A 21075-nucleotide genomic window follows, 5' to 3' on the forward strand; every position below is an offset into this window, starting at 1 on the left:
CAGCATCACGTCCTGGCCTGGGTGGTTCGTGAGGGGAAGAGCTGTGCGCATCCTGTCGGTGGATCTCGGTACGTCCAACACCGTGGCGGTACTGTCCGCGCACGGACGGCCGCCGAGAGTGGTCGAGGTGGACGGCTCCGCCACCATGCCCTCGGCCGTGTTCGCGGAGGAGAACGGCACCCTCGTCGTCGGCCGCGACGCCGAGCGCCGCGCCCGCCTGGACCCCACCCGCTTCGAACCCAACCCGAAGCGCCGCGTCGACGAGCAGACGCTGCTGCTCGGCCAGGACATCGTGCCGGTCAACGAGGCGCTGGCCGGCGTGCTGCGGCGCGTGCTCGACGAGACCACCCGCCAGCTCGGCGGCGAGATGCCCGACGAGATCCGCCTCACCCACCCCGCGCAGTGGGGCCCGACCCGCCGCAACGTGCTGCTGTCGGCGGCCCGGCTGGCCGGGCTGACCGGCCCGCTGCTGCTCGTGCCCGAACCCGTCGCGGCGGCCGCGCACTTCGCGTCACTGGCGGGCCGCGCGCCCGCCCCCGGCCAGGCGCTCGCGGTCTACGACCTGGGTGCGGGCACGTTCGACGTCGCGGTCGTCGGCGCCACCCGGAACGGGTTCGGCGTGCTCGCCGAGGACGGCCTGCCCGATCTCGGCGGGCTCGACGTCGACCAGGCGCTGATGGTGCACGTCGGTCGCGAGGTCTCGCACTCCGACCCGCAGCGCTGGCAGCGGCTGCTGCGCCCGGAGTCCACCGCCGACCGGCGCACCCGCCGGGCGCTGCAGGAGGACGTCAAGGCCGCGAAGGAGGCCCTGTCCCGGCTGCCGCAGACCGAAGTGCCGATGCCCGAGCCATTCAGCGACGTCCTGGTGACGCGCGGCGAGCTGGAGGCGCTGGTCCGGCCGGCGCTGCTGCGCAGTGTCGAGCTGCTGGGCCGCACGATCGCCGCGGCCGGGCTGTCCCCGGACCGGCTGGCCGGGATCTACCTGGTCGGCGGGTCGAGCAGGCTGCCGCTGGTCGGATCGATGATCTCGGAGAAGCTCGGGGTCGTGCCCTCCAGCCTCGACCAGCCGGAGACCGCGGTCGCGCTCGGCGCGCACCACGTGGCCCGCGACGGCATCAACATGCGCACCCAGAACGTCGAGGGGCAGACCGCGGCCACCGGCATCCCGCCCGGGTTCCCGCCGCCCCCGGTCGCGGCCGTGCCCGCCACGCCGCCCGGCGGCTACCCCGGCGCCTCGCCCTATCCGCAGGCCGGGTTCCAGCCCGCGCCGACGAACTTCCCGGCACTGCCGCCGTCCCGGCCGGAACCGCCGAAGAACCGGAAGAAGCTGTTCGCGGGCATCGCCGCGGCCGTCGTCGTGCTGCTGGCCGCGGGCGCGACCTACCTGTTCTGGCCCTCGTCCAGCTCGTCGGCCACCACATTCAGCGCCGCCGAGTGCCAGCAGCCCGGCGCCGCCGACCCGCAGGGCTTCACCGGCTGCCTGCGCCAGCTGGCCGGCAAGATCGCCGAGACCGGCTGCTCGGCCGGTGCGGGCACCGGGGACATCGCGCCGCCGGAGAGCGAGGACATCGGCGTGCTGGCCACCTGCCCGGCACCCGCGCTGGCCGGTGCCCAGGTCACCTACCTGCACGGTGTGACGACGGACAAGGTCAAGGACTACGCCGAGCGGCTGCTCGGCTCGGTCGGCGGCGACCAGGTCCAGGCACCGTGGAAGGGCAACGGCCTGGACGGCAGCTATTCGGCGGCGTCCGGGCGGACCTCGGCGGTGCTGGTGTTCACCGTCGCCGACCGGCCGCTGGCCGGCGTGGTCTACCAGAAGGCGGGCAACGGGCAGACCCCGCTGACGGCGGCGCGGATGGCCGACTACTTCGAGCAGAACGTGCAGCCGGGGGAGTAACTACTTCCGGTTGCGCAGATGCCAGAGGGCGCGGAGCGCGACCACGATGACCGCGACCAGCGCGGCGATCGCGGCCACGGTCATCAGGGCCGGGCCCCAGGAGGGCATTCCCTGGGCGGACAACATGCCGTCACGGTACCCGGGGCGCGGGTCGCTACGCTGGGTCCGATGCGCATCACCGTGTTCCGCAACCTGATGGCCGAGGAGTTCGGGCCCGGCAGGTCCGAGATGCTGGCGAAGGATCACGTGTTCAGCGGCCTGGGCGGGCGCACCGTCGAGCAGGCGCTCGAGCAGGGGGTCCCGGCGAAGGAGATCTGGCGGCAGGTCTGCGCCGAGTTCGACGTGCCGCCGGAACGACGGTGACCCCGCTTCGCGGAAAGTTCCCCGGCCGGGGCGTGTCGCTGCTTGCCTCGAACAGGTGTTCGGCTATTGTGGTGTCCACATCGGGGTCAGCGATCCACAGCTTCGTCTCCGCGCCCGGAATTGTCGGACCCCGCCCGTAGTGTCGGGCCACAGCGAACAAACCCGAATACGGCCTCCACAGGCTCCCGAACGACGAGGTGGATTTCCATGCCAGCAGCACCCGACAAGGACAAGGCGCTCGAGCTCGCCCTGGCCCAGATCGACAAGCAGTACGGCAAGGGCTCGGTCATGCGCCTGGGCGAGGACACGCGCCCGCCCATCGCCGTGATCCCGACCGGCGCCATCGCGCTCGACATCGCACTGGGCATCGGCGGCCTGCCGCGCGGCCGGGTCGTCGAGATCTACGGCCCGGAGTCCTCCGGTAAGACGACGGTCGCCCTGCACGCGGTCGCCAACGCGCAGAAGAACGGCGGTATCGCGGCGTTCGTCGACGCCGAGCACGCGCTCGACCCGGAGTACGCCAAGGCGCTGGGCGTCGACACCGACGCGCTGCTGGTGTCCCAGCCGGACACCGGTGAGCAGGCGCTGGAGATCGCGGACATGCTGATCCGGTCCGGCGCGCTCGACATCCTGGTCATCGACTCGGTGGCCGCGCTCGTGCCGCGCGCCGAGATCGAGGGCGAGATGGGTGACTCGCACGTGGGTCTGCAGGCCCGGCTGATGAGCCAGGCGCTGCGCAAGATCACCGGTGCGCTGTCCAACTCCGGCACCACCGCGATCTTCATCAACCAGCTGCGCGAGAAGGTCGGCGTCATGTTCGGTTCGCCGGAGACCACCACCGGTGGCAAGGCGCTCAAGTTCTACGCCTCCGTCCGGCTCGACGTGCGCCGCATCGAGACGCTCAAGGACAGCGGCGAGGCGGTCGGCAACCGCACCCGCGTCAAGGTCGTGAAGAACAAGGTCGCGCCGCCGTTCAAGCAGGCCGAGTTCGACATCCTCTACGGCCAGGGCGTGTCCCGTGAGGGTTCGCTCATCGACATGGGTGTCGACCAAGGCATCCTGCGCAAGTCCGGTGCCTGGTACACCTACGAGGGCGACCAGCTCGGCCAGGGCAAGGAGAACGCGCGGAAGTTCCTGCGCGACAACCCGGACATCGCCAACGAGATCGAGAAGCGGATCAAGGAGAAGCTCGGCATCGGGCCGCAGCTCGACGCCGAGGCCGCCGAACCGGCCCCGGTCGACTTCTGATCGATGCCCAGGTTCGACCCGGCGGAGCTGTCCAGGGACGAGGCGTGGAAGAAGGCCAAGGAGATCTGTTTCGATCTCCTGGCCATCCGCGCCCGCACCAAGGACGAACTCCGGCAGACCTTGCGCCGCAAGGGCTTCGACGACGAGATCCGCGAGCAGCTGCTCGGCAAGCTCGACGACGCCGGCCTGATCGACGACGCCGCGTTCGCCGAGCAGTGGGTGCGCTCGCGCCACGCCTACCAGGGGCTGGCGCGCACCGCGCTGGTCGCCGAGCTGAAGCGCAAGGGCGTCGACGCGGACGTGGCGGCGCAGGCGGCGGGGGAGATCGACCGCGAGTCCGAGGAACAGCGGGCGCGTGAGCTAGTGCGCAAGCGCCTGCGTTCGATGACGTCCCTGGACGAGCAGACCGCGACCCGTCGCCTGCTCGGCACGCTCGCGCGCAAGGGCTACCCGCAGGGCCTGTCCTACACCGTGGTGCGCGACGAACTCCACAACGCCGGCGCCGACGCCACCCCCCTGGACGACGCCACCCTCGACTGACCCCCCGCGAGCCCCGGAGTTCGCCGCGCACGAGCACCCGCTCGCCCCGCGCGAGTCCCCCGTTCCGGCGGGCGAGTCCCCCGTTCCGGTGGGCGAGTCCCCCGTTCCCGACCGCGAGTTCCGCGTTCGGGGCCGCGAGTTCTGCGTTGCCGACCCCGAGTTCCGCGTTCGCGCGCGGGAGCTCCCGCGAAGCGCGCGGGCGTCCGCCCCACGGCGCAGCGTGCTTACGGGCGTAGCGTCTCCCATCAGGGCCAGCGCTTCGGGCGGCCGGGGGATCGGTTCGTGGCGATGGTGAGAGGCGCACGCAACAAAACGCCCCACCGTCCGCCGGATCCAGGACACCCGCGGCGAATGCCGCTCCACGCCCGTCGTGATCAGCACCTCGTCCGCGGACGCTCCGAGCCGCGCGCCCCGCAATTCGCGGTCACCGGCCGAAGTGTCCTACGCCAAGGGAACTTCACCAGCCGCTCCACGTCGGCCAGGTCGTACCGGAGAACCTGATCCAGCAGGCTCGTCGTCGCGCTCGGCGGAAATTTCGCATGCGGCGTCCTTGACTCCCCGATAGTCCGCCCACGCCAGCCGCCGCACGGCTTCGGACAGCGCATCTCGCGGCAGTGCGAACGGGAACCTGATGCGTTCACCGCTGGACTCGTGGGCAGCCAGCGAGGTGCCCTCCAGCAACGCCACGCCGTACCACGAACGTGAACCGGCGCGAGCCGACGCCCGGCAGCCGGATCCACAACCTCCGCCCGCCCGACGGGACGCGGAACTCCCACGACGGCAGCGCCGCCCGGAGGTCGGACACCGTCTGGTCGTGGCTCTCGCGCAGCTCCCGCTGCCGGTCGAGGCGCAGCGACCCGAGCCCGATCGCCTGCGCGACCACGTCCGTCCCGAGGTCGGCGACGGACGTGGTCTCGCCAGGTAGGCCGCCGTCCGCGGATCCGCTCTGATCCAGCCGATCCGCACCCCGCCCCAGATCAGCTCGACCGCGAGCGCCCGCTCGGTCGGGAGCCGCCCGTCGGCGGGGATCTCACCGCGCTCGATCAGCGACTCCAGCCGTCCGGTCAGTTCAGGTAGAGGGCGTCACCGCCGCTGGATTACCGCCCGAGCAGCTTCGCGAGCCGGTGCGGGTACAGGGCGGCCGCGGTCATGCGGCCATCCTGACACCGCCCGCCCCGGCACGTCTCAGCGCAGGGCGGCGGCCTCGCGCGCCAGCTGCTCGATGCGGGCGAAGTCACCGGAGGCGATCGCGTCCGCGGGGGTCAGCCACGAGCCGCCGACGCAGCCCACAGTGGACAGTGCCAGGTACTTCGGCGCGTTCTCCGTCGAGATGCCGCCGGTGGGGCAGAACCGCAGGTGCGGCAACGGTCCCGCGAGCGCCTTCAAGTACGGCACGCCGCCGCTGGCCTCGGCGGGGAAGAACTTCAGCGCGGTGATCCCGCGCTCGGCCGCGCGCATCGCCTCCGACACCGTGCTCGCGCCCGGCAGGAACGGCAGCCCGGTGCCCGTCACGGCCTCCAGCAGCCGGTCCGTGCAGCCCGGTGTGACGAGGAACGCCGATCCCGCGTCCGCGGCCTGGCGGGCCTGCTCCGGACTGACCACGGTGCCCGCGCCGACCACGATCTCCGGCACCTCCGCCGCCACCCGCTCGATCGCGGCCAGCCCGGCCGGCGTGCGCAGCGTCAGCTCGATCGCCCGGATCCCGCCCGCGACCAGCGCCCGCGCCAGCGGCACCGCGACGGCGGCGTCGTCCACCACGACCACCGGCAGCACCGGCGACAACTCGAGCACGTCATGCCCTGTCTTCACGTCTCTCCTCACACTCGGACCGTGGCACCGAAGTGCCCCGGGGTCATCGGGCCGAACACGCCGGCGCCCTGGTCGGCCGGCCCGACCGCGCGGCGCAGCGCGGTGAACAGTTCGCGGCCGGTCCCGGTCCAGGATGCCTCATCCGGCGGTGCGTCCTCCACCGGCCGGGCAGCCAGCAAAGCCGCGTCGACCAGCACGTTCAGCCGTCCGGCCACCGCGTCGACCTCGACGAGATCGCCATCCCGGACCCGCGCGAGCGGACCACCCGTGGCGGCCTCGGGGGTCACCTGGATCGCGGCCGGGATCTTGCCCGACGCCCCGGACATCCGGCCGTCGGTGACCAGCGCGACGCGGTGCCCGCGGTCCATCAGCACACCCAGCGCCGGGGTAAGGCCGTGCAGTTCCGGCATCCCGTTGGCCTGCGGCCCCTGGTTGCGGATCACCACGACCACGTCCCGGTCCAGCTCACCGGCACGGAACGCCGAAGTGAACCCCTCCTGCGACGTGAAGACCCGCGCGGGTGCCCGGACCACGCGATGCTCCGGCGCGACCGCCGACACCTTGATCACGGCCCGGCCGAGCGAGCCGGACAGCATCCGCAGCCCGCCGTCGGCGGCGAACGGGTTGTGCGCGGGCCGAAGCACGTCCTCGTCGAGGCTGCGTGCCGGGACCTCGCGCCAGGTCAGCACGCCGTCCTCCAGGATCGGCTCGGACCGGTAGTGCGACAGCCCGTTCCCGGCCACCGTGCGGACGTCCTCGTGCAGCAGCCCGGCGTCCAGCAGCGTGCCGACGAGGACCTGCACGCCACCGGCGGCGTGGAAGTGGTTGATGTCCGCGCTGCCGTTGGGGTAGACGCTGGCCAGCAGCGGCACCACCGCCGACAGATCGGAGAAGTCGTCCCAGGTCAGCTGGATGCCCGCGCCCGCGGCGATGGCCACCAGGTGCATGGTGTGGTTGGTCGACCCACCGGTGGCGAGCAGCGACACCACAGCGTTGACCACCGAGCGCTCGCTGACCACCTCGGCCAGCGGCGTGTAGGAGTCGTCACGGGACAACGCGACGGCGCGCCTGGCCGCTTCTTCCGTCAGCGCCTTCCGCAGCGGCGTTCCCGGGTGGACGAAGCTCGCGCCGGGCAGGTGCAGTCCCATGACCTCGACGACCAGCTGGTTGGAATTGGCGGTGCCGTAGAACGTGCAGGTGCCCGCCGAGTGGTACGACGCCGACTCGGCCGCCAGCAGGTCCTCCCGGGTCGCGCGGCCCTCGGCGTAGAGCTGCCGCACGCGCGCCTTCTCCTTGTTCGGCAGCCCCGACGTCATCGGCCCGGCCGGGACCAGGATCGCGGGCAGGTGTCCGAAGGCCAGCGCGCCGATCAGCAGGCCGGGCACGATCTTGTCGCACACGCCGAGCAGCAGCGCGCCGTCGAACATCTCGTGCGACAGGGCGATGCCGGTGGCCATCGCGATGACCTCGCGGCTGAACAGGGACAGCTCCATCCCGGCGCGCCCCTGGGTGATGCCGTCGCACATCGCGGGCACGCCACCGGCGAACTGCGCGACGCCGCCGGCCTCGCGCGCCGCGTCCTTGATCCACGCGGGGAACTCGTCCAGCGGCTGGTGCGCGGACAGCAGGTCGTTGTAGGCGGACACGATCGCGACACCGGGCTTGCGCAGCCCGCGCAGCGCGATGCGGTCTTCGCCGCCGCACGCGGCGAAGCCGTGGGCGAGGTTGCTGCACGCGAGGCCGGCCCTGGCGGGCCCTTCGGCGCGGGCGGCGGCCATCCGTGCCAGGTAGGCGCTGCGGGTGGCGGCACTGCGCGCGGCGATGCGCTCGGTGACTTCCTCGACGACGGAGTGGACGGGTGTTCGGGCTTTTCGCACGGGAGAACCACCTGGAACTCGTCGGCTGGTCCGGCTGACGACTTCGCTGGCGTCGCACGGTCGTGACAGTGAGCACAGTAGCCGCTGTATCGCTCGGATCAAAATCGATTAAGAAGATCGTTTCAGGTGACCCCGATCACAACATCAACCTAGGGTGTGCTACTTGTCACATTGCATGCGGAACGGCAGAGTCGGTAGCAGCCCCGGCTCGCCGCCGAACTGACCCGGAGGTAGCAATGACCACCACCGAACTCGCCGAACTCCGCCGCACGATCGGCCAGCTCAAGCAATGCGTCGGAGCCCTGCGATCGCGCTACGGTGACGCCTCCGCGGTCCGCCGCCTCGCCAACGACGTCGACCGGCTCGACATCGACGCGGCCGATCTGGACCAGCCCAGCGTGCCGGCCCAGCCCAAGCCGCTCGACCCGTCGGCCGTCGTGAAGATCCCCGACGGACCGTACGACCCCGCCCTGTGGCAGGGGGCCGACGACGAAGGGGTCGGCGGATACCACCGTGACCAGCGGTGAGCGCGCCCGCCACCGAAGCCGGCCGCGCCCGGATCAGCGGGCGGACCCTGCGCACCGACCGCTGGTGGGTCCCCCCGCTGATCACCACGCTCGGGCTGGCCACGTTCGTGATCTACGCCGGCATCCGCTCGTTCGTCCGCGCCGCGTACTACGTGCCGGAGTACCACTACCTGACGCCGTTCTACTCGCCGTGCCTGAGCGATTCGTGCGTGCCCGGGTCGAGCCACTTCGGCACGCCGTTCGGTGAGCTGCCGGGCTGGATCCCGCTGGCGTTCCTGTCGCTGCCGTTCCTGCTCGGCTTCCGGCTGACCTGCTACTACTACCGCAAGGCCTACTACCGGTCGGTGTGGTTCTCCCCGCCCGCCTGCGCGGTCACCGAACCGCACGGGCGCTACACCGGGGAAACCCGCCTGCCGCTGATCCTGCAGAACGCGCACCGCTATTTCTTCTACGTGGCGGTCCTCATCTCCGTCGTCAACACCTACGACGCGATCGTGGCGTTCCACGGGGAGACCGGCGGGTTCGGGTTCGGGCTGGGGAACCTGGTCCTGCTCGGCAACGTGATCATGCTCTGGGCCTACACCGTGTCCTGCCACTCGTGCCGTCACGTGGTCGGCGGCAGGCTCAAGCACTTCTCCCGCCATCCGGTCCGGTACTGGATGTGGACCCAGGTGACCAGGCTCAACAACCGGCACATGATGCTCGCGTGGATCACCCTCGGCACCCTGGTGATCACCGATCTCTACGTGATGCTGGTGGCGAGCGACACGATTCCCGATCTGCGCTTCGTGGACTGAGCGCGTTAGGTGGCGATGGATGACCGAGGTCGAGCGGCACAGCTATGACGTGGTGGTGATCGGCGCGGGTGGCGCCGGCCTGCGAGCGGTGATCGAGGCGCGGCAGCGCGGGCTGTCGGTGGCGGTGGTGTGCAAGTCGCTGTTCGGCAAGGCGCACACGGTCATGGCCGAGGGCGGGTGCGCCGCCGCGATGGGCAACGCCAACGAGCGGGACAGCTGGCAGGTGCACTTCCGGGACACCATGCGCGGCGGGAAGTTCCTCAACAACTGGCGAATGGCGGAGCTGCACGCGAAGGAGGCGCCGGACCGCGTCTGGGAGCTGGAGACCTACGGCGCGCTGTTCGACCGCACCAAGGACGGCCGCATCAGCCAGCGCAACTTCGGCGGGCACACCTACCCCCGCCTGGCGCACGTCGGCGACCGCACCGGGCTCGAGCTGATCCGCACGATGCAGCAGAAGATCGTGTCGCTGCAACAGGAGGACCTGCGCGACCACGGCGACTACGAGGCCAAGCTCAAGGTGTTCGCCGAGTGCACGATCACCGAGCTGCTCAAGGACGGCGACCGCATCGCCGGCGCGTTCGGGTACTGGCGGGAAAGCGGCCGGTTCATCCTGTTCGAGGCGCCGGCCGTGGTGCTCGCGACCGGCGGAATCGGCAAGTCGTTCAAGGTCACGTCGAACTCGTGGGAGTACACCGGCGACGGGCACGCGCTCGCGCTGCGTGCCGGGGCGGACCTGATCAACATGGAGTTCGTCCAGTTCCACCCGACCGGTATGGTCTGGCCGCCGAGCGTCAAGGGCATCCTCGTCACCGAGGGCGTGCGCGGTGACGGTGGCGTGCTCAAGAACTCCGAGGACAAGCGGTTCATGTTCGACTACGTGCCGGACGTGTTCAAGGGTCAGTACGCCGACTCCGAGGAGGAGGCCGACCGCTGGTACACCGACCAGGAGGCCAACCGCCGGACGCCGGACCTGCTGCCGCGTGACGAGGTGGCGCGGGCGATCAACTCGGAGGTCAAGGAGGGGCGCGGATCGCCGCACGGCGGCGTGTTCCTGGACATCGCCAGCAGGCTGACGCCGGAGGAGATCCGCAGGCGGCTGCCGTCGATGTACCACCAGTTCAAGGAACTGGCCGATGTGGACATCACGGCCGAGGCGATGGAGGTCGGGCCGACCTGCCACTACGTGATGGGCGGCATCGAGGTCGACCCGGACACCGCGGCTTCCAGTGTGCGCGGGCTGTTCGCGGCCGGTGAGTGTTCCGGCGGGATGCACGGGTCGAACCGGCTGGGCGGCAACTCGCTGTCGGACCTGCTGGTGTTCGGCCGTCGCGCCGGACTCGGCGCTTCGTCCTATGTGGAGGGTCTGGAGACCCGTCCGTCGGTGGCGCAGGCCGACATCGACAACGCGGCGCGCACCGCGCTCGTCCCGTTCGACCCGCCCGCCGAGGGTGTCGAGGAGAATCCGTACACGCTGCACAGCGAGCTGCAGCAGTCGATGAACGACCTCGTCGGCATCATCCGCAAGGCCGAGGAGATCGAGCAGGCGCTGGCGAAGCTGGAGGAGATCAAGAAGCGCATCCGCAACGTCACCGTCGAGGGGCACCGGCAGTTCAACCCGGGCTGGCACCTGGCCGTGGACCTGCGCAACATGCTGCTGGTCAGCGAGTGCGTGGCGCGGGCGGCACTGCTGCGCACCGAAAGCCGCGGCGGGCACACCCGCGACGACTACCCGCAGATGGATTCGGTGTGGCGCAACAGGTTGCTGGTGTGCAGCGCCTCCGGTGAGGATCCGCTGGCGCTGGAGGTCGACGTCACGCCGAAGGACCAGGAGCCGATGCGCGCCGAGCTGCTGGAGCTGTTCGAGCTGTCGGAGCTGGAGAAGTACTACACCGACGACGAGCTGGCCGGGCACCCGGGGAGGCAATCGTGAGTTACAAGGCGTCTTTCCGGGTCTGGCGCGGGGATTCGGCGGGCGGTGGGCTGCAGGACTTCACCGTGGAGGTCAACGAGGGTGAGGTCGTGCTCGACATCATCCACCGGTTGCAGGCCACGCAAGCCTCGGACCTGGCCGTGCGGTGGAACTGCAAGGCGGGCAAGTGCGGTTCGTGCTCGGCGGAGATCAACGGCCGCCCGCGGCTGCTGTGCATGACGCGGATGTCGGTGTTCGACGAGGACGAGGTCATCACCGTGACGCCGATGCGGACGTTCCCGGTGATCCGCGACCTGGTCACGGACGTCTCCTACAACTACACCAAGGCGCGCGAAATCCCCGCGTTCACGCCGCCGGCGGACCTGAAACCGGGCGAGTACCGGATGAAGCAGGTCGACGTGGAGCGCTCGCAGGAGTTCCGCAAGTGCATCGAGTGCTACCTGTGCCAGAACACCTGCCACGTGATCCGCGACCACGACGAGAACAAGGAGAACTTCGCCGGGCCGCGCTACCTGATGCGGATCGCGGAGCTGGAAATGCACCCGCTCGACGTGGCCGACCGGCGGCACGCCGCCCAGGACGAGCACGGGCTCGGGTACTGCAACATCACGAAGTGCTGCACGGAGGTCTGCCCGGAGGGCATCCACATCACGGACAACGCGCTGATCCCGATGAAGGAGCGCGTGGCGGACCGCCGCTACGATCCGGTGGTCTGGCTGGGCAGCAAGATCTTCCGCCGCACGAGCGACTGAGCTGACCCGTCATCGCGTCCACGGTGGCCGGGGACAGGATCTCGTCCGCGACCAGCCCCGCGATGCCCGTCAGGGTGGTGTTGACGCCGACCGCGCACGGGCCGATGTCGAGGCTGTCCAGTGAGCTGGTGTGCGCGTTCGACAGCACCACCTCGCGCAGGCCCTCCAGGAACGGCGGCAGCACGCCGATCGCGCCGCCGACCCGCAGGAACCGGGGGTTGACGATGGTCACGACGGTCGCCAGCACGGTGCCGACCAACCGCCCCGCCTCGCGCGTCACCCGCAGCGCCTCCGGGTGACCGGCCCGCACCCGGCGCAGCACGTCGTCCGCCGTGCGCACCCCGGACGGCCGCAGTGAGCGGATCACCGCCTGTCCGCTCGCGATCGCCGACACGCAGCCGCGCCGCCCGCAGTCGCAGCGCAGGTCGGAGCCCTCGATGCGGATGTGCCCGACCTCGCCCGCGCATCCGGTCTCACCGCGGTGCACCCGGCCCGAGATGACCATCCCGGCGCCGATCCCGGTGCCGACCTTGACCCCGACCAGTGCGGCCCGCGGACGCCCCATCTCGCAGAACGCCCCGAAGGCCAGTGCGTTCGCGTCGTTCTCCAGGAACACCGGCACCGACAACGCGTCGGCGAACGTGTCGCGCAGCCGGACGCCCAGCCATTCCGCCATCGACGGCGGCGCGATCGTCGTGCCCGCGTCGTGGTCGATCTGCCCGGGCACGCTGAGGCCGACCGCGCACAGGCTGTCCGCCCGCCCGGCCCCGGCCAGCAGTTCGCGCCCGGTCGCCAGCAGGAACGACAGCGTCTCCGCCGGATGGTGTCCCGCGGGCAACGGCCGGTGCACCTGACCGAACACGGTGCCGCGCAGGTCGGCCACGGCGATCGTGGCGTGCCGCTGGCCGATGTCGGCCACCAGCGCGGTGCGGCCGGTGTCGTCGGCGGCCAGTACCTCCGCCGGACGGCCGCCGCTGGACGCGCGATGTCCTTCCTGCCGCAGCAGCCGCAGGCGGTGCAGCACGTCGAGCCGCTCGACCATCGTCGCGCGGGACAGGCCGGTGCGGTCCTGCAGCTGCTGCCGGGTGAGCGGACCTTCGGCACGCAGGATCGCCAGGATGTGGCCGGCCGAGGTGGGTGAGCCGGGGTGGGCCGGGGGCATGTTGACAGGGTCTCCCACGGGGACTTATGTTCAATGACCTGACAGAAGTGTAGACGCCGACCTCGGGATGGAACTGGATGCGCGCGGCCCGCCTGCCCGGCAGCGGCCCCTCCCGTCGTACCGTCCTCAAGGGCGCTTTCCTCGCCGGTGCCGCCTCGATGGCCGCCGGGTGCGTCGGGTTCACCACGACCGGCGGCAACGGGATGGTCTTCCTGTCGACCCAGTTCCGGCCGGTCGCGGAGGCCGAGCGATTCCGCGGAACTCTGGCGAAGACTTTCCCGGGCGCGGTGAGCTACGTCACGATCGAGGAGGGGCCCTTCGCCAGTCAGGTGCAGAGCCAGGTCGGCGCCGGGCGCACCCAGGTCGCCCTGCTCGGCGGTTCGCACAGCGATCTCGCACCGCTCGCGGGCGAGTACCTGGAGGACGTCTCGGGCGTCCTCGCGGGCAGCGGGTACCCCGAGGAGTTCCTGACGCTGGCCAAGGCCGGCACCCAGCAGTCGTGGTACGTGCCGTGGGCGCAGGCCAGCTTCGTGCTCGCCGCGCACGAGGACGCGTTGGCGCACCTGCCTCCCGGCGCGGACCCGGACTCGTTGACCTACGACCAGTTCCTCGACTGGGCCATCGCCGCCCGCCGCGCGGGCGGCAACCAGCCCGCGCTCGGCCTGCCGTGCGGACCGAAGGGCCTGATCCACCGGTTCCTGCAGGGCTATCTGCTGCCCTCGTTCACCGGCGGCCAGATCACCACCTTCCGCTCGCCCGAGGCCGTGACGGCGTGGCAGTACCTCAAGGAACTGTGGGCCAACACCAGCCCGTCCAGCACCACCTACGACTTCATGCAGGAGTCGCTGCGGTCCGGCGCCGTGCGGATCGGCTGGGACCACGTGGCGCGGCTGGTGGACGCGCCCGGCGACGCGCCGAAGCGGTGGCGCATGCTGCCCGCGCCCCGCGGCGACAAGGGCCTTGGCTACATGGCCGTCGTGCTCGGGCTCGCGATTCCGCAGGGCAGCACCGACCGGCAGCAGGCCGAGCAGGTCATCCGGGCGCTGTCGACCCCGGAGGCGCAGATCGAAACGCTGCGCTCGAACGGTTTCTTCCCGGTGGTGGACGCGAAGATCCCGGACGACCTGCCGCCCGCGCTGCAACTGGAAGCCGGTGCCGTGCAGCGCCAGCGGGACGCGCCGGGCGCGATCCTGTCGTTGCTGCCGGTCGGCCTCGGCACCCGCGAAGGCGAGGTGACCAAGGCGTTCAAGGATTCCTTCCAGGCGATCGTGCTCGACGGCGCCGACATCCGGTCCACCCTGGACAGTCAGGCGCAGGTGCTGGAGAAGGTGTTCGACGATCTGGAGGTGCCGTGCTGGGCGCCCGATCCGCCCGCCGCCCGCTGCGAGGTGGCCTGACGTGACCGCTGTCGGAACACCGGTGAAGCGCCGTCCGGCCGGCTCACCGTGGCTGCTGCTCGCGCCGTCGATCGTGTTCATGCTGGCGCTGTTCGGCTGGCCGGTCGTGCAGGCACTCATCTCGGCGTTCACCGACGACTCCGGGGTCAGCCTGGCGGCGTGGGAACGGCTCTTCGGCGATCCGTACTTCGTCAAGGCACTGCGCAACACGCTGCTGCTGATCGTCATCGTGGTGCCGGTCCAGCTGGTGCTCGCGGTGGCGATGGCGTTGCTCGTGCAGGCGCGGCCGCGGTTCCTGTCCGGCCACTTCTACCTGTGGACCATCCCGCTCGCGGTGTCCGAGCTGGCCGCGGGCCTGGTGTGGCTGTCGGTGTTCGACAGTCGTGGCTACCTCAACTCGTTGCTGGTGTCGTGGGGCTTCTCCGACACCGGCGTGCAGTGGCTGAGTTACACCAACACCGGCACCATGCTGCTGGCCGTGGTGATCGCGGAGATCTGGCGCGCCACGTCGCTGGTGTTCGTCATCGTCGTCGCCGGGATCCAGATGGTGCCGAAGGACTTCGACGAGGCCGCGCAGGTGTTCGGCGCGAGCGCGTGGCAGCGGCTGTGGCACGTGACGCTGCCGCAGCTCAAACCGAGCCTGCAGGTCGCCCTGATCCTGCGCACGATCCTGGCGCTGCAGGCGTTCGCGGTCGCCCAGGCGCTGACCGGGCGCGACTTCCCGCTGCTCGTCGGCGAGACCTACCAGTGGTACGTCAATCTGCAGAACCCGGCCGTGGCGAGCGCCGCGGCCCTCGTCGTCCTCGTGCTGTCCCTGGCCACCGCGTTGTTCTACCTGCGCACGATGCGGCAGCGGGAGGCACGATGACGACGTTGCCGCCGGTCGACCGGGCGCCCCTGCGCCGCCGTCGCCGCCGGGCGATCGCCGTCCAGATCGCGTGCGTGCTGGTCAGCCTGTTCATGGCCGTGCCGATGATCCTGATCGGGCTCGCCGCCGTGTCATCACGGGACGCGCTGCTGGAGTTCCCGAAACCGCTCATCCCGAGCAGCTTCTCGGCCGACACGCTGCTGGCGTTCGTCCAGGCCACCGGCACGATCCCGGCGCTGGGCAACTCGCTGCTCGCCGGCGTCTACACCGTCGTGCTGTCGCTGCTGGTCGGCGCGCCCGCCGGATACGCGCTGGCGCGCCAGGTGTTCCGCGGCAAGGACGCCTACCAGGTGTTCATGCTGCTGGCGCGGGCGCTGCCGATCGTCGTGCTGTCCGTGCCGCTGGCCACGATGTTCCTCGGTTTCGGCGTCTACGACACGGTGTTCTCGGTGACGTTGCTGCACACCACACTCGCGATGCCGACCACCGTGCTGATCAGCGCGAGCATCTTCGTGTCGGTGCCCGCCGATGTCGAAGAGGCGGCGCGCGTGTTCGGCTGCAGCCGCTTCGAGGCGGCGCGCCGGGTCGTGTTCCCGATGGCGCTGCCCGGGCTGGCGGCGTCCTCGATCTTCACGTTCGTGTTGTCCTGGAACGAGATCCTCGGCGCCGCCGTGATCACGCTCGGGCACCGGACGCTGCCGGCCCAGGTGCTGGCCTCGCTCGGGGAGGCGCCGCAGGCCTACCGGTTCGCCGGCGGGTTCGCGCTGATCCTGCCCGCGCTGGTGTTCATCCTCGTGATGCGCCGGTACCTGGTGAACATGTGGGGGACGACGTTGCGATGAGGGGGCGAAATGGCTGAGGTCGTCTTGCACGAGCTCGTGAAGACCTACCCTGGCGGCACCGCGCGGGCCACCGACGAGGTGTCGCTCGAAGTCGCCGACGGCGAGTTCATGGTCCTGCTCGGCCCGAGCGGCTGCGGCAAGACCACGCTGCTGCGCATGGTCGCCGGTCTCGAGACGCCCGACTCGGGGCAGATCGTCATCGGCGGCCGTGACGTCACCTACCTGGAACCGCGGCGGCGCAACCTGTCCATGGTCTTCCAGTCCTACGCGGTGTTCCCGAACAAGAAGGTCGCCGACAACATCGGATTCGGACTGCGGGTGCACGGCGTGCCCGCGGACGAGGTGCGCCGCAAGGTCGACTGGGCCGCGGACCTGCTGCAGCTGACCCCCTACCTGGACCGGTATCCGGCGAAGCTGTCCGGCGGCCAGCGGCAGCGCGTCGCCGTGGCGCGCGCGATCGTGATGGACGCCGACGTACTGCTGATGGACGAGCCACTGTCCAACCTGGACGCGCTGCTGCGCCTGTCCTTCCGCGCCGAGCTGAAGAAGCTGGTCAACGAGATCGGCGTGACGACGCTGTACGTGACGCACGATCAGGTCGAGGCGCTGTCGCTGGGGGACCGGGTCGCGGTGATGCGCGAGGGCCGGATCGCGCAGTGCGGCGATCCGGTGGCCGTCTACACCGAGCCCGCCGACCAGTTCGTCGGCGGTTTCCTGGGCAGCCCGCCGATGAACTTCCTCACCGGATCGGTCACCAGCGACGGCACGCGGATCGACCTCGGCGGGCAGACGCTGCCGCTCCCGCGTGCCCTGGAATCCTTCCGGGACTCCGAGCTCCGGCTCGGCATCCGCCCGGAGGCGATCACCATCGGCGACGGCCTGCGCTGCGAGGTGCAGGTGTTCGAGCCACTGGGGTCGTCGACCCTGCTCACCACGAAGCTGTGCGGGCAGGTGCTGAAGGTTCAGGCACCGGCGAGCTTCCGCGCCGAACCCGGCCAGACCCTGCGGCTGAGGCTGCCGCCGGAGCAGTGCCGGTGGTACGACCCCGAAACCCAGCTCCTGGTGGAGGCGAAGTAGATGACCGTGGACGTGACGCGCCCGCCCGGCGACGGACGCCCGGTCCGCTACGCCAGGGCCGCCCTGGCCGCGCGGGCCGCCCGGGTGCTGCGCGACAACGACACCGGTTCCGTGATCACCGCGGCGCCACGGCTCTATCCGCACATGTGGAGCTGGGATGCCGCGTTCATCTCGATCGGGCTGGCGCGCCTGGACCTGCCCCGCGCGGTCACCGAGCTGGAAACCCTGTTCAAAGCGCAGTGGCGCAACGGCATGGTGCCGCACATCGTCTTCACCGACGACGACGCGTACTTCCCCGGTCCGGACCGGTGGGGCACCGACTCCGCGGTCGACGGGCCGCACGGTGTGCGCACCTCGGGTATCTGCCAGCCGCCGGTGCACGCCATCGCGGTGCAGCGCATGCTGGAGATCGCCCGCACCTCGTCCCCGGAGGAGCGGGGCGACGCCGAACGGTTCGCCCGGTCCATCTGGCCCGCGCTGTACTCGTGGCACCGCTGGCTCGTCGAGTACCGCACACCGGGGTCGAGCGGGCTCGTCGCGATCGTGCACGGCTGGGAGTCCGGAATGGACAACTCGCCGCGCTGGGACGTGCCCTACGCCGCGGTGAACCCCGGCGACGAGCTGCCGCCGTACGTGCGCAAGGACGTGCGCATCGTCGGCGATCCGAGCGAGCGGCCGACCGACAAGGAGTACGACCGCTACCTGTGGCTCATCGAGGAGATGCGCCGCGCGGGCTACGACCAGCGGGAGATCGTCCGCACGTCGAGTTTCCTGGTCGGCGACGTGTTCATCACCGCGTTGTTCGCGGTCTCCTGCGACGTGCTGGTCGAGCTGGGCACCGAGTTCGGAATGCCGGCCGATCGGCTGGCGGACCTGGCGGAGTGGGCCGCGCGGGCGCGTGCCGCGGTGGCCGGCAGCTGCCACTCGGTGTCCGGCATGGCCCGTGACCGCGATCTGCGGGCCAACCGGTGGCTGGACACCCAGACCATCGCCGGGTTCTCGCCGCTGCTGTGCGGGGGAGCGCCGGACGAGGTCCAGTTGCGCCTGCTGTCCCTGCTGGACAGCGATCGCTGGTGCGGGCACCCGGACCTGCTCGCCCCGGTGCCGCCGTCGGTCTCGCCGATGCGCCCCGGCTTCACCCCGCGACAGTACTGGCGGGGTCCACAGTGGCCGGTGGTGAACTGGCTGTTCGGGTGGGCCTTCGAGCGCCGCGGCTGGTACGAGCGGGCTCGCGAACTGCGGGCGGCGGGCCTGCGCCTCACCGACGACGGCGCGTTCGGCGAGTACTACGAGCCCTTCACCGGCGAACCACTGGGCAGCACCGACCAGTCCTGGACGGCGGCCGTCGTGCTGGACTGGCTCTGCGACGACGCTGACTGAGCACACGAAAGAGGGGCGTGACGGCCGATGCCGTCACGCCCCTCTTGTCGTTGGTGGCTCAGGCCACGCCCACGACATCCTCGGTCATCGGCGGACGCTGGATTTCCAGGTGCTTCTTGTTGCGCCGCTGGCGCTTCTCGATGAAGTTGGCCAGCGCGGTGAGCAGCAGGCACAGTGCGATGTAGATCGCGGCGATCACGATGGTCGAGGGGACGATCGGTCGTCCGAAGTCGCCCTGGGAGCCGATGTAGCGGGCGTAGTAGAGCAGCTCGGGGTAGGTGACCAGGAAGCCGAGTGCGGTGTCCTTGAGCAGGACCACGAGCTGGCTGATGATGGTCGGCAGCATCGACCGGATCGCCTGCGGGATCAGGACGAGGGTCATCACCTGGGTTTTGCGCATGCCCAGCGCGTAGGCGGCTTCGCTCTGCCCCTTGGGCAGGGCCTGGATGCCGGCGCGGAACACCTCCGCCAGTACCGAGCCGTTGTAGAGGGTCAGGCCCAGTACCACGGCGGTCAGTGGTGGCAGGGAGATTCCGACGGCGGGGCCGCCGTAGTAGAACAGGAACATCAGGATCAGCAGTGGGATGGCGCGGAAGAACTCGACGATGAACGTCGAGATGCCGCGCAGCCATGCATGATCCGAGAGCCGTCCCGCAGCGAAGATCGCGCCGAAGATCAGCGCGAGCACGGCCCCGAGCGCGAACGCCTCCAGCGTGGCCAGCAGTGCGTTGGCGAGGTCGGTCTGGACCTGGGTGTACTGCAGCCACTCCCACTTGCGCGCGGTGAACTGGCCGCTGTCGATGAAGCGGTAGACGATGTAGGCGAGGATGGCGGCGACGACCAGGATGCCGAGCACCGCCATGGCCCGGTGCCGGGCGCGCGCCTTCGGCCCGGGAACGTCGAACAGCACATTGCTCATCGCGCCACGCTCCAGCGCTTCTCGAGGGACCGCTGGATCAGCGACAGGACGGCCACCAGGATGATGAAGCCCAGCGCGACCCACAGCAGGCCGATCAGCTGGTTGTCACCGCGTTCGGACAGGTACTGCCGGATCGCGCCTGCCTCGGCGACGGAAAACCCGGCCGCGATGGTGGTGTTCTTCAACAGCGCGATGAGCATGCTCATCAGCGGCGGCACCACCGAGCGGATCGCCTGCGGCAGCACGATCTGGCCGAGGATCTGACCGAAGCCGAGTCCGAGCGCGCGGGCGGCTTCGGCCTGCCCGACGGGCACGGTGTTGATGCCCGAGCGCACGACCTCGCAGATGAACGCCGAGGTGTACAGCGTCAGCGCGACGACGGCGGCGACGAAGTAGGACAGCTCGAGGATCTCGAGCAATGGGTAGGCGAACACCAGGAACACGAACACCAGGGTCAACGGCGTGTTGCGCAGCAGCGTCACATAGGCGGTGCCGACCGCCCGGAACACCGGGACCGGGCTGACCCGCAGGCCCGCCAGGAACGTGCCGAAGATCAGGCTGGCCACCGCCGAGATCAGGAACAGCTTGATCGTGGTCCAGAAGAACGGACCGTAGAGGTCCAGATTGTCGAGCAGGACGTCCATCGGGCCTTCCCCGCCGCGGTTGAGGGACTAGTGGAAAGGGAGTGGCCGGTGAGCGCGGGTCACGCTCACCGGCCACGGAGGAGGATCAGTAGCGCTGGATCGCGGGCGGCTGCGCGGCCGAACCCGACTTGCCCAGGGTGGCGTCGTAGATCTTCTGCCACGTGCCGTCGTCGATCGCGGCCTGCAGCAGGTCGTCGACCTTGTTGCGCAGGGCGGAGTCGTTGAGGTTCAGGCCGATGCCGTAGGGCTCCTGCGAGAACGTCTTGCCGACGACCTTGAGGTTGTCCGGGTCCTGCGCGGCGAAGCCCTTGAGGATCGCGTCGTCGGTGGTGACGGCGTCGACCTCCTTGGTGAGGAGCTTGTCGACGCACTGCGAGTACTTCTGGAACTCGACGATGTTCTCCGGCTCGGTGAGCTGCTGGTCACGCACCCGCTGGATCGGGGTGGAACCGGTGACCGAGCAGACCTTCTTGCCCTTCAGCGTCTCCGGGCCGGCGATCGAGGTGTCGTCGGCGCGCACGAGGAGGTCCTGACCGGCCATGAAGTACGGGCCGGCGAAGGAGACCTGGGTCTTGCGCTTGTCGGTGATCGTGTAGGTACCGACGTAGTAGTCGACGTTGCCGTTGGTGATCGCGGCCTCACGCGCGGCCGAGTCGACCGTGGTGAAGGTGATCTGGCTCTTGTCGAAACCGAGGCCCGCGGCGACCAGCTTGGCGATCTCGATGTCGAAGCCCTCGAACTCGCCGTTCGTCGCGTTCTTCGAGCCCAGACCGGGCTGGTCGTCCTTGACACCGATCGTGAGCTTGCCCGCGCCCTTGATCTTGGCGAAGGTCGCCGAGCCGGGCACGTCCACGTTCTGCGCCACGGTGTAGGTGGGCAGGGCGGCCGCGTTCGCGCCGGTGTCCCCGGCGCTGTCCGCGGGCGTGCCCTCCTTGCCGCATGCGGTCAGCGTCAGCGCGCCGACCAGCAGCCCCGCTGCCAGGGTGCGGATCTTCATCTGAATTCCTGTTCTCCTGGGTCGAGCGGCGCCGAGCGACGCCGCG

The 21075-nt window shown here is 70.4% G+C and carries 21 protein-coding genes; 14 read left to right on the top strand and 7 right to left on the bottom strand.

Annotation, left to right across the window (positions count from 1 at the left end):
• Positions 1-43: 43 nt before the first annotated feature.
• Complete coding sequence (locus HNR02_RS18565; protein ID WP_179774411.1) at positions 44-1897, top strand: Hsp70 family protein; 1854 nt, start codon at positions 44-46, stop codon at positions 1895-1897.
• Here the strand turns inward: HNR02_RS18565 and HNR02_RS36155 are convergent, their stop codons facing one another.
• Positions 1898-2023: a hypothetical protein gene (locus HNR02_RS36155; RefSeq protein ID WP_281377242.1), complete on the bottom strand. Its 126-nt coding sequence runs from the start codon at positions 2021-2023 to the stop codon at positions 1898-1900.
• Positions 2024-2065: 42 nt separating this feature from the next.
• Between HNR02_RS36155 and HNR02_RS18570 the strand changes: the two genes are divergently transcribed.
• From HNR02_RS18570 to HNR02_RS18585, 4 genes are all read left to right on the top strand, one after another.
• Positions 2066-2260 carry a DUF3046 domain-containing protein gene (locus HNR02_RS18570; protein ID WP_179774412.1) on the top strand — a complete coding sequence of 65 codons (195 nt, stop codon included), beginning with the start codon at positions 2066-2068 and terminating at the stop codon, positions 2258-2260.
• Between the two features lie 207 nt (positions 2261-2467).
• Positions 2468-3508, top strand: coding sequence for a recombinase RecA (gene recA, locus HNR02_RS18575; protein WP_179774413.1), 1041 nt, complete (start codon positions 2468-2470; stop codon positions 3506-3508).
• 3 nt (positions 3509-3511) lie between these two features.
• Complete coding sequence (locus tag HNR02_RS18580) at positions 3512-4048, top strand: regulatory protein RecX (RefSeq protein WP_179774414.1); 537 nt, start codon at positions 3512-3514, stop codon at positions 4046-4048.
• A gap of 631 nt (positions 4049-4679) precedes the next feature.
• The gene (locus HNR02_RS18585) at positions 4680-4973 is read left to right on the top strand and encodes a hypothetical protein (protein ID WP_179774415.1); all 294 of its coding nucleotides are present in this window, start codon (positions 4680-4682) and stop codon (positions 4971-4973) included.
• A 260-nt stretch (positions 4974-5233) separates the two neighbouring features.
• Here the strand turns inward: HNR02_RS18585 and eda are convergent, their stop codons facing one another.
• Both eda and edd read right to left on the bottom strand, forming a co-directional pair.
• Positions 5234-5857: a bifunctional 4-hydroxy-2-oxoglutarate aldolase/2-dehydro-3-deoxy-phosphogluconate aldolase gene (gene eda / locus HNR02_RS18590; protein WP_179774416.1), complete on the bottom strand. Its 624-nt coding sequence runs from the start codon at positions 5855-5857 to the stop codon at positions 5234-5236.
• A gap of 8 nt (positions 5858-5865) precedes the next feature.
• Positions 5866-7734 (bottom strand): phosphogluconate dehydratase, encoded by a 1869-nt coding sequence (gene edd, locus HNR02_RS18595; RefSeq protein ID WP_179774417.1) that lies wholly within the window; start codon positions 7732-7734, stop codon positions 5866-5868.
• Positions 7735-7970: 236 nt separating this feature from the next.
• Here edd and HNR02_RS18600 point away from each other — a divergent pair, with 236 nt between their 5' ends.
• Genes HNR02_RS18600 through HNR02_RS18615 form a run of 4 tightly spaced genes read left to right on the top strand, consistent with a single transcriptional unit; the run spans position 7971 to position 11743 of the window.
• On the top strand, positions 7971-8261 hold the full coding sequence (locus tag HNR02_RS18600; RefSeq protein WP_179774418.1) for an Rv0250c family protein: 291 nt from the start codon (positions 7971-7973) through the stop codon (positions 8259-8261).
• The gene (gene sdhC / locus HNR02_RS18605) at positions 8258-9058 is read left to right on the top strand and encodes a succinate dehydrogenase subunit SdhC (RefSeq protein ID WP_179774419.1); all 801 of its coding nucleotides are present in this window, start codon (positions 8258-8260) and stop codon (positions 9056-9058) included. The genes HNR02_RS18600 and sdhC overlap by 4 nt, the downstream gene beginning before the upstream one ends.
• Before the next feature lie 19 nt (positions 9059-9077).
• Entirely contained in the window at positions 9078-10991 is a 1914-nt protein-coding gene (locus HNR02_RS18610) for a fumarate reductase/succinate dehydrogenase flavoprotein subunit (RefSeq protein WP_179774420.1), read from the top strand.
• A complete protein-coding gene (locus HNR02_RS18615) occupies positions 10988-11743 on the top strand; it encodes a succinate dehydrogenase/fumarate reductase iron-sulfur subunit (protein WP_179774421.1) in 756 nt (251 codons plus the stop codon). The genes HNR02_RS18610 and HNR02_RS18615 overlap by 4 nt, the downstream gene beginning before the upstream one ends.
• On the opposite strand, the gene HNR02_RS18620 is transcribed toward HNR02_RS18615, so the two are convergent.
• The gene (locus HNR02_RS18620) at positions 11640-12905 is read right to left on the bottom strand and encodes an ROK family transcriptional regulator (protein WP_179774422.1); all 1266 of its coding nucleotides are present in this window, start codon (positions 12903-12905) and stop codon (positions 11640-11642) included. The two genes, HNR02_RS18615 and HNR02_RS18620, sit on opposite strands and share 104 nt — an antisense overlap.
• A gap of 77 nt (positions 12906-12982) precedes the next feature.
• Between HNR02_RS18620 and HNR02_RS18625 the strand changes: the two genes are divergently transcribed.
• Genes HNR02_RS18625 through ggh form a run of 5 tightly spaced genes read left to right on the top strand, consistent with a single transcriptional unit; the run spans position 12983 to position 18469 of the window.
• The gene (locus HNR02_RS18625; protein ID WP_179774423.1) at positions 12983-14302 is read left to right on the top strand and encodes an ABC transporter substrate-binding protein; all 1320 of its coding nucleotides are present in this window, start codon (positions 12983-12985) and stop codon (positions 14300-14302) included.
• A 1-nt stretch (position 14303) separates the two neighbouring features.
• Positions 14304-15170, top strand: coding sequence for a carbohydrate ABC transporter permease (locus HNR02_RS18630; protein ID WP_179774424.1), 867 nt, complete (start codon positions 14304-14306; stop codon positions 15168-15170).
• Positions 15167-16012: a carbohydrate ABC transporter permease gene (locus HNR02_RS18635; protein ID WP_179774425.1), complete on the top strand. Its 846-nt coding sequence runs from the start codon at positions 15167-15169 to the stop codon at positions 16010-16012. The genes HNR02_RS18630 and HNR02_RS18635 overlap by 4 nt, the downstream gene beginning before the upstream one ends.
• A gap of 9 nt (positions 16013-16021) precedes the next feature.
• Positions 16022-17089: an ABC transporter ATP-binding protein gene (locus HNR02_RS18640; protein WP_179774426.1), complete on the top strand. Its 1068-nt coding sequence runs from the start codon at positions 16022-16024 to the stop codon at positions 17087-17089.
• Complete coding sequence (ggh, locus tag HNR02_RS18645) at positions 17090-18469, top strand: glucosylglycerate hydrolase (protein ID WP_179774427.1); 1380 nt, start codon at positions 17090-17092, stop codon at positions 18467-18469.
• Between the two features lie 58 nt (positions 18470-18527).
• Here ggh and HNR02_RS18650 read toward each other — a convergent pair whose 3' ends face one another.
• The 3 genes from HNR02_RS18650 to HNR02_RS18660 all read right to left on the bottom strand — a co-directional run bounded on the left by HNR02_RS18650 (position 18528) and on the right by HNR02_RS18660 (position 21029).
• A complete protein-coding gene (locus HNR02_RS18650; protein WP_179774428.1) occupies positions 18528-19388 on the bottom strand; it encodes an amino acid ABC transporter permease in 861 nt (286 codons plus the stop codon).
• The gene (locus HNR02_RS18655; protein WP_179774429.1) at positions 19385-20032 is read right to left on the bottom strand and encodes an amino acid ABC transporter permease; all 648 of its coding nucleotides are present in this window, start codon (positions 20030-20032) and stop codon (positions 19385-19387) included. Before HNR02_RS18655 ends, HNR02_RS18650 begins: the two co-directional genes overlap by 4 nt.
• A gap of 85 nt (positions 20033-20117) precedes the next feature.
• Positions 20118-21029: a glutamate ABC transporter substrate-binding protein gene (locus HNR02_RS18660; protein WP_179774430.1), complete on the bottom strand. Its 912-nt coding sequence runs from the start codon at positions 21027-21029 to the stop codon at positions 20118-20120.
• Positions 21030-21075: the final 46 nt, after the last annotated feature.

Origin of the sequence: Amycolatopsis endophytica, from assembly GCF_013410405.1 — a bacterium.
GTDB classification, from domain to species: Bacteria; Actinomycetota; Actinomycetes; order Mycobacteriales; family Pseudonocardiaceae; genus Amycolatopsis_E; species Amycolatopsis_E endophytica.